General features: G+C 40.2%; 14 protein-coding genes. 10 read left to right on the top strand and 4 right to left on the bottom strand.

Features of this window, described 5'->3' with window-relative positions; genetic code table 11:
- Nucleotides 1-2: 2 nt before the first annotated feature.
- From E7274_RS04660 to E7274_RS04645, 4 genes are read right to left on the bottom strand one after another with little or no spacing between them, the layout of a single operon-like run.
- Nucleotides 3-1,013 carry a sensor histidine kinase gene (locus E7274_RS04660; RefSeq protein WP_304174129.1) on the bottom strand — a complete coding sequence of 337 codons (1,011 nt, stop codon included), beginning with the start codon at nucleotides 1,011-1,013 and terminating at the stop codon, nucleotides 3-5.
- Entirely contained in the window at nucleotides 1,003-2,166 is a 1,164-nt protein-coding gene (locus tag E7274_RS04655; RefSeq protein WP_304174127.1) for an ABC transporter permease, read from the bottom strand. The genes E7274_RS04660 and E7274_RS04655 overlap by 11 nt, the downstream gene beginning before the upstream one ends.
- A complete protein-coding gene (locus tag E7274_RS04650; protein ID WP_304174125.1) occupies nucleotides 2,153-3,298 on the bottom strand; it encodes an ABC transporter permease in 1,146 nt (381 codons plus the stop codon). The genes E7274_RS04655 and E7274_RS04650 overlap by 14 nt, the downstream gene beginning before the upstream one ends.
- The gene (locus E7274_RS04645) at nucleotides 3,298-4,239 is read right to left on the bottom strand and encodes an ABC transporter ATP-binding protein (RefSeq protein WP_304174123.1); all 942 of its coding nucleotides are present in this window, start codon (nucleotides 4,237-4,239) and stop codon (nucleotides 3,298-3,300) included. Before E7274_RS04645 ends, E7274_RS04650 begins: the two co-directional genes overlap by 1 nt.
- 189 nt (nucleotides 4,240-4,428) lie before the next feature.
- Between E7274_RS04645 and E7274_RS04640 the strand changes: the two genes are divergently transcribed.
- The 10 genes from E7274_RS04640 to E7274_RS04595 all read left to right on the top strand — a co-directional run bounded on the left by E7274_RS04640 (nucleotide 4,429) and on the right by E7274_RS04595 (nucleotide 14,329).
- Nucleotides 4,429-5,091: an alpha/beta hydrolase gene (locus tag E7274_RS04640; protein WP_304174121.1), complete on the top strand. Its 663-nt coding sequence runs from the start codon at nucleotides 4,429-4,431 to the stop codon at nucleotides 5,089-5,091.
- Nucleotides 5,092-5,410: 319 nt separating this feature from the next.
- Nucleotides 5,411-6,073, top strand: coding sequence for a sugar O-acetyltransferase (locus tag E7274_RS04635; RefSeq protein ID WP_304174118.1), 663 nt, complete (start codon nucleotides 5,411-5,413; stop codon nucleotides 6,071-6,073).
- Nucleotides 6,074-6,184: 111 nt separating this feature from the next.
- Entirely contained in the window at nucleotides 6,185-7,285 is a 1,101-nt protein-coding gene (ychF, locus tag E7274_RS04630; protein WP_304174117.1) for a redox-regulated ATPase YchF, read from the top strand.
- A gap of 124 nt (nucleotides 7,286-7,409) precedes the next feature.
- Complete coding sequence (locus E7274_RS04625) at nucleotides 7,410-7,646, top strand: hypothetical protein (protein ID WP_033154554.1); 237 nt, start codon at nucleotides 7,410-7,412, stop codon at nucleotides 7,644-7,646.
- Nucleotides 7,647-7,750: 104 nt separating this feature from the next.
- The gene (gene pepT, locus E7274_RS04620; RefSeq protein WP_304174114.1) at nucleotides 7,751-8,971 is read left to right on the top strand and encodes a peptidase T; all 1,221 of its coding nucleotides are present in this window, start codon (nucleotides 7,751-7,753) and stop codon (nucleotides 8,969-8,971) included.
- A gap of 47 nt (nucleotides 8,972-9,018) precedes the next feature.
- Entirely contained in the window at nucleotides 9,019-9,885 is an 867-nt protein-coding gene (locus tag E7274_RS04615; RefSeq protein ID WP_304174112.1) for a YitT family protein, read from the top strand.
- 11 nt (nucleotides 9,886-9,896) lie between these two features.
- Nucleotides 9,897-10,526 (top strand): uridine kinase, encoded by a 630-nt coding sequence (gene udk, locus E7274_RS04610; protein ID WP_033154551.1) that lies wholly within the window; start codon nucleotides 9,897-9,899, stop codon nucleotides 10,524-10,526.
- Nucleotides 10,527-10,698: 172 nt separating this feature from the next.
- A complete protein-coding gene (locus tag E7274_RS04605) occupies nucleotides 10,699-11,463 on the top strand; it encodes an ATP-binding protein (protein WP_304174110.1) in 765 nt (254 codons plus the stop codon).
- Between the two features lie 125 nt (nucleotides 11,464-11,588).
- Nucleotides 11,589-12,779 carry a 2-hydroxyacyl-CoA dehydratase family protein gene (locus tag E7274_RS04600; RefSeq protein WP_304174109.1) on the top strand — a complete coding sequence of 397 codons (1,191 nt, stop codon included), beginning with the start codon at nucleotides 11,589-11,591 and terminating at the stop codon, nucleotides 12,777-12,779.
- A complete protein-coding gene (locus tag E7274_RS04595) occupies nucleotides 12,779-14,329 on the top strand; it encodes a 2-hydroxyacyl-CoA dehydratase family protein (protein ID WP_304174107.1) in 1,551 nt (516 codons plus the stop codon). The genes E7274_RS04600 and E7274_RS04595 overlap by 1 nt, the downstream gene beginning before the upstream one ends.
- Nucleotides 14,330-14,361 lie beyond the last annotated feature (32 nt).

The following is a 14,361-nucleotide window of genomic DNA, read 5'->3' as shown; positions in this document are numbered from 1 at the left end:
ATCTATCCTCGCTTGTTTTCAAAAGGTAATCTGGCAAACACTGTAAAGCCATCGTTTAAATAAAAGTAAGCTTCTCCACCAAGGGAGCTGGCTCTGTTTTTAATGTTGGTAAGTCCAATTCCATCATAGCCTTCTGTGGAAATCCGAGCTTTCTGCTCTGGAGTTAGGGTTCCGTTGTCAGTAATGGAAATAGTGCAGAAGCTGTTGTTTTGATGAAGGATGACAGCTACCGAATCGCCATTGGAATGCTTAAGGATGTTTGTAATAGATTCCTTGAGAATACCAATAATTGAAAGCTTAACCTCTGTTGGAAGTGCTTCGTCTAAATCCAATTCCGTATTTACGGTAAAGCTTTTTAGTTCTCCAAGTATTTCATCTATATTTTTCTTTAAGTCGATTGAATCATCATGTAAATCATGTACGGAGCTTCGCATCTTTTCCATCGACTCATCCAGGGTGTCCGAAAGCATCTTTAACTGAGGAGCGATAGTTTCATCTTTGTTTACTGTGATGATGGCACCAAGCAATAGGATTCCACGAGAGAGAAGATGGCCAACATTATCGTGAATCTCCCTGGCAATACGGTTACGTTCCGCAAGGGTAGCAAGATGTACCTGCTGATCCTGCTCCATAAGCAAAGCTTTATTTTTGCTTTTTAGCATTTCTTCCAGCTCGATACTGTCATCTCTGGTGCGATGCAAATCATGCTTATAAAAAGTCATTTTGTTGTAAAGCAGGATAGATATGACGGTGAAGCTTGCCAATATTAGAATCAGTGCGAAGTTGATTAAAAGATTGTCAGCACCGACGGACACTAGATAGCCTCCAGTCAAAATAAATGGAATAGCTGTAAGGATTGAATATATAATCTTCGTATTTACGATAACGCTAATTTCCATTAATAAAAAAACACAAACAGACATTACCACTGAAATAGTGGTAATGCCATTTGTGTTTATTAGTAATGTTAAACCAATGGCTCCTAAAAGCCTGATGATTATATCATACAGCATATTGCTCCTTTTTCTTAGAGATGATTAGGCCGGCTGCAAAGAAGAGACAAGCGAAAAGCACCTCTATAAGCAAGTATTCAAAGAATGTTTTTCCTAAAATTTTATCTATAGGAGTGTCATTAATGAGTCTTATTGTAGCAGTGTACCAATAAAGTGGCAGGAAGTGCGCAAACTTTACAATGGATGGTGATAAAAACTGTAGGTCGATAAATACACCGCATAAGAAACTCATTGAAAGTACAAACATGTTTGTAATCATGTTAATGATGTTTTCATTTGTAGTGATTGCGCTAATCATGTAGGCCATGCCCATTCCAATCAACATCAATGCTAAGACATTTATGCAGTAGAATAAAAGCTTTTCGTTTGTATCAGCCATACCCATTAGTGCAACAAATAAAACTACGGCTGCTGTGATGATAAAGCCTATGCAGAACACTGCAGCGATGGTTGCAAAATTTCTTGATTTGAAATGCATTCCACTAACGCTTATACGGTTTTTAACATCCTTATCCTTTGTAAAACCAAGCACTGAGCTAATAGAGATACAAAGAATCATAAGTAACGTATATCCGTTAAATGTAAACATTCCAGTGTAGAACGAGCGGTGATTTTCATCAGAGGTATCCATGACAGTGGCCTTTGTATCAGAAAGCTTAATCATGTTTTCTTTGGTGAGGGCAATAGCCTCTTCCTCTGAATATCCACTATTTAAATATACCATAACATCCTGCATATAGGTACGAATTTTCTCGGTTAACAAAAACTGTGGAGCTGTAGCGCCAGGTGCAACGAATTCAAGTAAATCTTCTGTCTCTCCAGCTTTTGCACGCTCTGAGAAATCCTGTGGGATAATCAGTGCATAGTCGTAGATAAGGAATCGAACATTATCATTCATCTCAACCAAGGATGTGGTCTGTGGGTCAACTACGTTCTGAGTTTCCTTAAGGTAGTCTACTAAACCTTGGCTCAATGCAGAATTATCATTATCTGTAATAGCAACCTTTACCACTGAATCCTCAAACAAGGTGTCTTTTGTGGTGGCAGTTGCCTTTGCAGAAATGTTTCCAAATAATGCGAAGACCGAAAAATATACGATTATGGTAACAAGGCAAGCCTTGGTTGATTTTAGTATTGCATTAAAGACTGACATATTTTCTCCTCCTTAGGAATATGGATGCGACGATGATACAACCTACAATCATTCCGCACATGATAAGGACATCCTGGTGGAATTCGGCTGTGGCGCCGTAGGTTGAGCGAACGTACATAGCGTTTGTAAGTAGTGCAGCAGGATTGATTTTGTTGATGATAGGACAGTTATACTGGATAATCTGTTTAATCTGTCCCCACATTAATCCACTGAAGAATGAACATATCATTGTGAAAAACAGTGGGACGGTCACAAGTAATCGTGGATTTCTGATAACAGAGCCCATCAGTGTTCCTGTTGAAATACCAAGAGCACTGCCGATAGTGCAAAGGAGAATCATAGTTCCCATTGGCACGCCCAGGTTGATTCCTAAAATATATTGGATATAAATCACAACTATGATATTTGAAATAATTTGTAAAAGAACTCCAGCAAGTAAGCTTGCAGTAATGCTCATAAACTTTGATGTAGGTGCACATTCAACTCGCTTGCCCATCTCAGACATATTTGCACACATTCCTTCTAGGATTGCTGTGCTAATCCAAGAGCTGAAAAGTGATGTCATTGCAAGCAAAGCGTAGAAGTACTGGATGTACTGACTGGTTTCATTTCCAAAGTTGTATTCACTGATGATGCTGTTTTCAGAAGTGATTGCCTCAATGGCATCAGCTACTTTTTCAGGATGGTCCTTAGCAATCTGCGTGATTACATCAGTGTAATTATCGTATTCACGAACTATCTCGTTCATGATTGTGGAATCATAGCCATTTGAAATAATGATAGTTTCGACACCATCTTCTGATTCCAGATAGAAGCCTTTGATATCTCCATTATTCATAGCTTTTACAGCATCATCCTTTGAAGAGTATGTGTGAAGATTAAGCACTGTAGTTCCTTCATCATTTTCCTCGGAAAGCTCTTCTAGAACCTGGTCAAAGCCAGCTGACTCATCAAGTTCATTTACATATCCTACTTCCAAAGTCTTGAAGGTATCAGGATCTTCCTTTATGAGATTTCCAAATCCAAGAAAGAAAGCGGTGGCAAGAACCAGCGGGAAAAGAAAGTTCCAGCCTACCAGCCAGTATTTTCTGGATAAATTTTTTAATGAGTATGTAAAGATTCTAATAAACATTAGTCTCTAAGCTCCTTTCCTGTAATCTCCAAGAACACATCGTTAAGAGTAGGAAGTTCGGTAGTTACGCGGCCAAATGGAACATTGTTGTCTGTAAGGTAACTGAGTACGTGAACCAGATTGTGCTCACCGCCATCGCATTTGATTACTACATCATCTCCATCTTCCTTAACCTTGTACACGTGGTTGATTTCCTTGAGTCCTGCAAGAATCTCAGGTGATTTGTCAGGCAGGCCGATGCGGATTTTTTCACGGCTGATAAGAGAAGATTTAAGCTCGTTTGTAGTTCCATTAGCAATGTTTTTACCGTGATCCATAATTACAACTCTTGAACAAAGCTCCTCAACTTCCTCCATATAGTGTGAAGTGTAGATGACCGTTGCACCGGCCTTGTTCATTTTTTTGATACCCTCGAGAATTGCATTTCTACTTTGTGGATCAACAGCAACTGTTGGCTCATCAAAGATGACTAGCTTTGGCTTGTGAGCAATTCCGCAGGCTATGTTAAGTCTTCGAAGAAGTCCCCCTGAAAGCTTTTTAGGCTTCTGCTTTTTGAATTCTGTAAGGCCTGTAAACTCAAGTGCTTCTTCAACGTACTGTTTTCTTGTTGCCTTATCCTTTATATAAAGTCCACAGAAGAAATCTACGTTTTCGTACACATTCAAGGTATCGATAACTGCCACATTCTGCATTACCACACCAATCTGTGATTTAATATCGTAGGCATCTGGACTCATTTCTTTGCCCCAGATTTTGATATCCCCTTTATCAAAAGTAAGAAGAGAAAGGAGACAGTTGATTGTGGTAGTCTTTCCTGAACCATTTGGACCAAGTAGTCCAAGGATTTCCCCTTCTTCAATGCTTAATGAGAAGTGATCTACAGCTACATTCTCACCATATCGTTTTACTAAATTGTCGATTGATACTACTGTGTTACTCATTTCATTTCTCCTTTTTATTTGTGTTACAGCCGTTGGCTGTGTTTCTTTTGTTTTGTTCTGAGATTATAATACCGAAACTTTTGTCACATCTGTAGTGAACTGCGTCATAAAGGCACATGACAATTGTCATGTTGTTGAAGTGAGTGGGATATGCTATATTCAACGTAATGTTGAATATGTGGGGGATATATGATGTATGATAAAGCTTTAGTATATATACATGGAAAAGGGGGAACAGCTGACTCTGCTAACGAGTTTAAATCATTATTTACGGAATATGATATATATGGTTTTGACTATAAATCGGAAAATCCATGGGAAGCAGAAATAGAGTTTAAAGAGTATTTTACTGACTTAGCCAAGAAATATTCAATTATTACTGTTATTGCTACAAGTCTAGGTGCTTACTTTTTAATGATATCAGGTGTTCAAGCACATATTCATAGAGCATATTTTGTTTCTCCAATTGTAAACATGGAAAGATTAATTCAAGACATGATGAAACGGGGACATGTGTCCAATGAGGAGCTGGAGAATAAAAAGATAATCCAATTATCTACATATGAAAATTTATCATGGGAATATTATACTTGGGTAAAACAACATCCAATTGTTTGGAGCGTACCTACTTTCATTTTATATGGTGAAAATGATAACTTCCAAACAATAGATACAATTAATGGATTTGCGGAATTGGTAGGTGCAGAAGTTACAGTCATGCTTAATGGGGAGCATTGGTTTCACACACCTGAGCAGAATGAATTTAGAAGAAATTGGCTGAGAAGGATAATTGAAGAAGATAATAATGGCAATAAATCATTATGTGGGGAGCGATTTACCACTGGGATATAAATATGCATAGATTTAGTGGTAAAAATAGGGCCTGATTACCACTGTATAGCGATAAATATGACTCCATGGGGTAAATCTAAAGAATGATTACCACTTTTGATTTGGATTTTTGTTATGCAGAGGTAAATAATTGAAATGATTACCACTTTTGATGATGGTTATGTAGAATTCAGGGGTAAACTTGCAAAATATTTACCACTGGGATGGAAAGAATAATTACTAGAGAGGTAGAGAAAAAACAATGTGTATTATTTGCGACAGAATACAGCTGATGCTAGTGGTAAAAGTCTAATATCTAAGCATATAGGGAGGTTTTACAATGAACAACATCGAACGAAGAGACAAGGAACTAGTATATATTTCCGATGATGAGGTATTTGAGGAACAAAAGATAGCCAGAAGGCTTACACAGGAGCTGAATACTGTAGATAGGGCTGATTTCGATGCTATCAAGAAGATAGTTAATAAGCTTCTAGGAAAATCAGATAGTGATACATTTATAAATCCTCCTTTTTATTGCGACTATGGCAGTCATATAGAGGTGGGAAAGAATTTTTTTGCAAACTATAATTGCACCATGCTAGATGTAGGGCGTATTAGAATAGGTGATAATGTGCAGATAGCTCCTAATGTAGCTATATATACAGCGGGGCATCCAGTTCATCCTGCAACAAGAAACACTTTATATGAATACGGAATAGACGTCACCATAGGCAACAATGTGTGGATTGGAGGAAATGTGGTAATTTGCCCTGGTGTAAGAATAGGAGATAACACAGTAATTGGTGCTGGTTCTGTAGTGACTAAGGATATCCCGGCCTGGTCTATTGCAGCAGGAAATCCTTGTCGCGTAATAAGAAAAATAACAGAAGATGACCGCAACAAGCATTTTGCTGGTAGGGAAATTGATGAAGAAGCATGGCAGGATATTTTGCGAATCCAAAGTGAAGCAAATGATGAGCGGAAATATCCGAAGGCATAAACTATATCATTCTATAGTAGAGATATTCTATGAAATATGGTAATATACTTTAGATTTAGACTTATTTTTTAATACGCAAGAATATTTATATATAGAAGGAGATAAATTACCATGAAATTGGGAATCGTAGGTTTACCAAACGTTGGCAAATCAACTTTATTTAATTCACTTACAAAGGCAGGAGCACTTGCAGCAAACTATCCATTCGCTACAATCGACCCTAATGTTGGTGTCGTATCAGTTCCTGATAAGCGTCTTGACGAGCTTACAAAGATGTACAACTCTAAGAAAACAGTTCCAGCTACAATCGAATTCGTTGATATCGCTGGTCTTGTAAAGGGTGCATCAAAGGGTGAGGGACTTGGAAACCAGTTCCTTGCAAACATCCGTGAGGTAGATGCAATCGTTCACGTTGTTCGTTGCTTCGAGGATGCAAATGTTGTTCACGTTGATGGCAGCATCGATTCTCTTCGTGATATCGAGACAATCAACCTTGAGCTTCTTTTCTCAGATATGGAAGTTATGGAGCGTCGTTATTCAAAGACTGAGCGCAGCGCTCGTATGGACAAGACACTTCAGAAGGAAGCGGCTATGCAGAAGCGTCTTCTAGATCATATGGAAGCTGGCAACATGGCAAAGACATTCGAGCTTAATGATGAGGACGAGGAAGCTTACTTCAAGGAGTACAACCTTCTTACAGCAAAGCCAGTTATTTACGCTGCAAACGTAGAGGATGAGGATCTTGCGGATGACGGTGCAAACAATAAAAACGTTCAGGCTGTTCGTGAGTACGCTTCGAAAGAAGGTTCAGAGGTATTCGTTATCTCAGCTCAGATTGAGCAGGAGATTTCTGAGCTTGAGTCAGAGGAAGAAAAGCAGGAGTTCCTTGAGGCTATGGGACTTGAAGAGTCAGGTCTTGATAAGCTTATCACTGCTTCTTACAGACTTCTTGGTCTTATCTCTTACCTTACATCAGGTGAGGACGAGACACGTGCTTGGACAATCAAGAAGGGCACAAAGGCTCCACAGGCTGCTGGAAAGATTCACACAGATTTCGAGCGTGGATTCATCAAGGCAGAGGTTGTTAGCTATGACGATCTTATGGCAAACGGCTCTATGACAGCTGCAAAGGAAAAGGGCCTTGTACGTATGGAAGGTAAGGAATACGTAGTTGCCGATGGTGATGTAATCACATTTAGATTTAATGTATAACAAATTGTGAATTATGTGGGAAAAATCCCTGATTTATCGGTATATCTGTTGATAAATAGATTTTGTTTGATATTATATTGATAAAGATAGTTAACAGTTTGTTTTTACCCATAAGGAGGTATTTATGAAACTTACTAATATTAAGGACACAGAAGCATTTTTTAAGGTTATCGATAGCTGCCAGGGAAAGGTAGAGCTTGTTACAGGTGAAGGTGACAGACTTAATCTTAAGTCAAAGCTTTCTCAGTTTGTTTCACTTGCAAATATCTTCCAGGCTGATGAGAGCATTCCTGAGCTTGAGCTTATTGCATACGAGCCAGACGATGCAAAGAAATTATTGGAGTTTATGATTAACCAATAATCACATTGAAAAGAGGAATAATCATTCCGAATTAGAAAGAAAAAGGTTCTCAGTGTACGCTGAGAACCTTTCTTAAAGTTTATAAATAATATTGGAGATTAGTTATGCGAGCTTATGAAAGACTACTAAATTATGTAAAGGTTTACACAACCAGTGATGAAGAGAGCACTACAGTTCCTTCAACTGCCAGACAGTTTGATTTGGCAAAGATTCTTGTTGAGGAATTGAAGGGCCTTGGCATCGAGGATGCAAAGGTAGACGACAAGTGCTATGTTTATGCAAGCATCCCAGCAACAAAGGGATACGAGGACAAAAAAGCAATTGGCTTTATTGCACACATGGATACTGCGCCAGATTTCTGTGGTGAAAACGTAAATCCGATAATCGAGGAAAACTACAACGGTGAAGATATCGTTCTTGGCACATCTGGTAGAACAATTAAAGTATCAGATTTCCCACACCTTAAGGAATTAAAGGGACGTACTTTGATTCACACAGATGGAACAACACTTTTAGGCGCTGATGATAAATCAGGTATTGCTGAAATCATGACATTTGCAGAGGAGCTTCTTGCAAGCGATGAGCCACACGGCAAGATTTGCATCGCTTTCACACCTGATGAGGAGATTGGTGCTGGTGCAGATCATTTTGATGTTGAATACTTTGGAGCTGACTTCGCATATACGGTAGACGGTGGCGAAGAAAACGCAGTAGAGTACGAGAACTTTAATGCAGCTGAAGCAAAGATTAAATTCAACGGTGTAAACATTCACCCAGGTGATGCAAAGGATATTATGGTTAATGCAGCACTTGTTGCTATGGAGTTTAATTCTATGCTTCCACCAACGCAGACACCTAGTCAGACAGAAGGATACGAAGGATTCTTCCATCTTCTTGATATGTCTGGAGATGTTGCAGAGGCAAAGCTTTGGTACATTATTCGTGACCACGATGCAGATAAATTCGAAGAGAAGAAAAAGGTTATGGAGCATGCTGCTAACATCATCAATCAGAAATATGGTGAGGGCACATGCGAGCTTAACATCAGAGACCAGTATCAGAACATGCTCGAGATGATCAAGCCTCACATGTTCCTTATCGACTACGCTTTCGAGGCATTAAAGGATGCTGGCGAGAATCCAAAGGCTGTTGCTATCCGTGGAGGTACAGATGGTGCTCGTCTTTCATTTATGGGATTACCTTGTCCAAACCTTGGAACAGGTGGCTACAACTTCCACGGTCCAATGGAGCATATTACAGCGGAGGGCATGGATACAGTAGTCAAGGTACTACACGGTATTACAAGCAAATTTGCTACAGAATAAGTTAGCCGATGAGCTGGTGAGAGCGTAACCAGCGGACTGGGGGAATTATGTCATCAGAAAAGAGAAAAGAATTACTTGTAGATATTTTGATGGATGCCTTGTCAGGCTTGTGTATTGGTATCGCAATTTATAACTTTGCTGCAGATGCCAAGTTTCCATTGACCGGGCTTACCGGTATTGCAATGATTTTCTATCAGTACTGGGGATGGAAAATCGGTCTTATGACAATCATAATGAACATTCCACTGATAGTGGTTTCATACAAGGTTTTGGGACGAAAGTTTCTTCTTAAAACTTTCAAGACTATGGCTATAGGCACGGTTATGATGGATTTTGTGGCACCCCTTGTACCTAAGATAGAGATTTCAAATATCCTTTTGAATGCTCTAGTGGTAGGTGTGTTTACGGGATTGGGTTATGCTCTTGTTTATATGCGTAACTCATCTACGGGCGGTGCTGATTTTATCATGATGCTTATCAAGGCAAAGAATCCACACATGTCACTTGGTCGAATCTTTTTCATAGTCGATGTGGTTATTATTGTGATAGATACTATTGCATATGCTCATTCATTTGAAGCATTGTGCTATGGTTTTGTAATCAGCTATGTAGGTTCACTTGTTGTTGATAAGGTAATGATTAATGCTGATTCAGGTATGATGTGTATGATTGTTACCAACAAAGCAGAAGCAATTGCAGATGCTATTGATAAAGCAGTTGAAAGAGGTACAACAATCTTCACTGCAAAGGGCGGATACAAAGGCGATGAGCGCCAGGTTTTGATGTGCGCCTGCTCAGACAAGCAGATGTACCAGGTCAATCGTGTTGCAAAAAAGATTGACGTGGACGCATTTATTGTCATAATGGAATCAAAGGCAGTATATGGTGAGGGGTTCAAGAGATTTAAACCTTAAGGAGTATAGAAATGTCAGAAAAGATTTGCGTTCTTGGCGTAGCAGGAGGATCTGCTTCAGGCAAGACTACAATTATTAAAAAGCTTCAGGATTATTTTGGAGAGGACATTGCGGTTATCAGCCATGATGCATACTACAAGGCACATCCTGATATGTCATTTGAGGAGCGTAGCAAATTAAACTACGACCATCCAGATTCATTTGAATCAGATAGAATGGCAGAGGATGTTAGAAAGCTCATCAAAGGATATGCTATCGATATGCCAGTTTACGATTACGTAAATCACAATCGTTCAGAGGAGACTATCCGAATTGAGCCAAAGACAGTTATTGTCATGGAAGGTATCCTTATTCTTGAGAACAAAGAGCTTAGAGATTTGATGGACATCAAAATCTTTGTTGATACAGATGCTGATGAGCGTCTCATGCGTCGTATCCAGCGTGATATGATTGAGCGTGGTCGTAGTATCGAATCAATTATTGGCCAGTACAGCGATACTGTAAAGCCAATGCATGAAGAGTTTGTTGAACCTTCAAAGAAGCATGCAGACATCATCATTCCACGTGGTGGAGAGAATGCTGCAGGTCTTGATATGCTCATCACATACATGAACAAAAAGCTTCATGAAGAAGAAAACTAAATAGACATTTATGCAATGTGCGACTTGTGCCACAGTGGTTTTTGTTGATAAGGACGAAAATCGCTGTGGCTCTTTTAATTCCTTTAATTTGGAATACCCCTATGCTAAAATTGACTTGTAATTGATAAAAAATTATCAATAATGGAGTGTTAAAAGGGAGAAATAATTAATAATGGGAAACAAACCAATCGTGTTGGCTGTTGCCGGTAAGGGCGGAGTGGGCAAAACTTCGTTAGCTTCGGTGATGGTCAAGTTGTTAGTGGAAGCTTATCCAGACAAACGCATTCTAGCAATCGACGCTGACCCAGCGGTGGGACTTTCGACAGCACTTGGTGTTGAACCAACTCTTACTCTTGATGATATCAGAAAAGAGGCAGTGGAAGCTGCGGAAAATGGTGATACCAAGGCCACTGTAGAAGTGCTTGGGGAGGCGAGGTATCGTATTTTCGATGCTATGGTAGAACTGGAGGGCTTTTCTTTTATTGCAATAGGAAGACCGGAGGCTGCTGGTTGCTATTGCAAGATCAATACTTATCTCAAGGAAGTAATCGCTTCAGTTTCAGACAATTTTGATTACATAGTAATAGACGGAGAGGCCGGAATCGAGCAGATTAACCGTCGCGTTATGGAGAAGGTCACACATCTCATCCTTATTACAGATTCAAGTAAGAAGGGCTGCGATGTAGTTAAGACTATCAAAAATGTAGCAGATGATTTAGTCATGTATGAAAAGGTGGGCGTTGTAGTAAACCGCGTTCCATCTGAGGAGGTTCTGCAGTTTATGGATTTGGGAGACATCCCTATTCTTGGCTGGATACCTGCAGACGCCAACCTCACCGAATGCGACCTTAAGGGTAAATCGGTGCTAGGCATCCCAAACGACACCGCTATTGTAACCGGACTAAGCACAGCGTTGAATAAGCTAGGAATATTATAAAAAGTAAATATTTTAAGTGAGTCTGTAGCTCTCAAGCTCTTAGAATTCTCAAGCGAATCATGTTAGATGAGCGGAGAATTACTAAGGCTTGAGAGCGTAACAGACGGACTAAAGGGAGAAAATATATGAAGGATTTAAAGCATCTTATATATTTTGAGAATCTCTTAATGGATGCTGATAATGACCTGGTGAGAGCGGCTCAGGCTGAGGGCCGCATTTGCGTAGGCAGTGTATGTTATCAGATTCCAGAGGTTCTCATGAATTTAGGCAATTGCTTTACCGTAAGACTTCGCGCACCAAGAACCGGCTCCATGGAGATGGGAACATATTATTTGACCAGTTTCTTGTGTGAGTATTCACGAGCATTGCTTGAACGTGCAATTGAAGGGGGATATCAGTTTTTAGATTGTCTTATTGCACCAGATGGTTGCACCATGATCAACAGATGTGTTGAGAATATGGAGCTTCTTAAAATGAACGACAAGGAGCACTTTTTCTACAAGTATTTAGAGGTTCCAATGAAGGCTGATGATAATGGATTAAACCTCTATGTAGGTCAGTGCCGTTCAAAGATTTTGGAGCCACTTCATGAAAAGTTTGGAGTGGATATCAGTGATGAGGCACTTCGTAAATCTGTTGAGAATCACAATAAAATTTGTCGAATCATCACTGAACTTGGAAACTTTAGAAAAGAGGAAAAGCCACGTATCACAGGATACGAATTCCATATCATCACAATGTGCACCTATGTGTGCCCACAGGATTTACTTCTTGAAAAGCTTGAAGAGACACTTGAAGAAGTAAAGAATCGTGTGCCAGATGAAAAGTGGCCATATCGAGCTAGAGTTGCTGTTGTCGGCTCAGAGGTAGACGATATCGATATGATAAAGCTTATTGAAGAATCAGGAGCTTATGTATGTGCCGATAGATTCTGCTTTGGCTCGTTGCCTGGTCGTGAGGAAATAATTCTCAATGATGAGGAGGATGTGCTTACTCAGATTTGTCGTCACTACATGATGAGCTGCATGTGCCCTCGCCACATGGATACTCCAAAGATGAATCGACGTCGTGAATATGTTGATGAAATTGCAAAGGAGTACAAGGCTGACGGAATCATCTACGAGCAGATGAAGTTCTGTGATCCATGGGCTTATGAAAGAATGGTAGGAAGCCATGTTCTTCGTGATGAATATGGTTATCCAGTGCTTACAATCGATAGACCATATGCGGTGGGTTCATCGGGACAGATTCGTACCCGTGTCCAGGCCTTCGTGGAAAGTATCGAAATCAAAAAGATACAAGGAGGTAAACGCTAATGGGAAAAGCAGTAGGCAGCTCAAAATTAGGTGAGCTTTATAGCGGTGATAAAAAGGTTTTTAAGCACCGCGAGTGGAGAGGCATCAGAGACACCTGGTACGACTACACCAGATGGCTTGGAATAATAGCAATGCTTGGAAAGTTCATGCTCCACCCAAAGAATGTAAAGGGATTTTTCAGATATCGTTGGATGCTTAACTATTTGGCAGTTCCAATGATGATTGATAAACATTCCATGGGACTTCGTGGAACTCAGCTTCGTATTTGCCGTGAGGAATACGATTTAGTTGCATCGGACGTTGCAAAGCTTTTGACAAAGATTTTTTCAATGGATAGAAACCTTGGGGCAAGCCCAGAAAAGTCAAAGCATGTAGTTCTCATGGATGAAAACGAAATGACCAACATCATGTGTGGTTTCCCAAATCTTGAGGGACTTAGCTGGGAGACAGCAAGCTGTTATGTATGCGTTCTTCTACAGGGAGATGCCATGACACATTATTTGGATGTTGTTCAGGAATGCGGTATGCCAGGTGATGTTTGTCCTATGCCTGCATCTGAGGCTGGTATTTGCATCGATGGAGATATGCCTGTTTTTGGTAAGTGTGCAGTTCAGTGCAACACCACCTGTGATGGTTCACTTATGGGAAATGGTGTTATTTCAAGAGCACTGGAGCGAAATGGCATTCCAGTTCATCAGCTTGCTACACCACTTCGTCACACAGAGCCTGGTGTTCAGGAGTATGCAGCTCAGGAGGTTAGAAATGCCATCGCCTTCATCGAAGAGCAGACAGGTGAAAAGTTCGATTGGGGTTATTACTTTGAATGCGCTAAGCGAATCAACATAGGTGCCCGCGAATGTACTGAGTGGCTTGAAATCACAAAGACAGATTATCCGCAGGTTATCGGAAACAACATCCTGCTTTATCGCGAGACAGAATATATGGCCATCGCAGGAAAGGTTCCAGCTTTTGCCAAGCTTGATAAGAAGATTACCAAGATGGCAACAGAGGCTTATCAGAAAAAGACAATGCTTGCAAAAGAGTATCGTCATCGTGCTGTTATATGGGGCGTTCAGTCTCAGTTCTATACAGACTTTGTTGCATGGCTTTTGAATTGTTGGGGAATTCTTCCAATGTTCGACATGCTCACCATGGTATCCCTTGATCCTATTTCAGAGGATGACAAGGAGCAAGCCATCTATGATATGGCTCACCAGTACGAAAACATGATTATGAGAAATCGTACTCATGGTGGATACGAAGTTCTTCTTGATGATCTTTGGAGATACTGTGAGGAATTCCGTGCAGACATGGTTATTCTTTGGGAGCACATCGCCTGCAAGGCACTTGATGGTATGCATGGCATGTTCGAAGAACAGGCGCGAGAACACGGCATCAAATTGGTTTGGGTAAATCATGACCTTTATGATCCACGTGTAATCCCTCGCAAGAATCTTCGCCAGGACGTAAACCGCTACATGCGCTCAGTCCTTCGCGAAGAGCCCCTGGACCCATCGTTGGAGGACTATGACGACACAAATTTGTGGTAAAACTTTTGTTTATTAATTTGAGGAGCACTAAT

The sequence above is a fragment of the Pseudobutyrivibrio ruminis genome, from assembly GCF_015057245.1.
GTDB lineage: Bacteria > Bacillota > Clostridia > Lachnospirales > Lachnospiraceae > Pseudobutyrivibrio > Pseudobutyrivibrio ruminis_E.
Note: the sequence above shows the minus strand (reverse complement) of the source record. Positions and strands in the feature narration are given on the sequence as shown.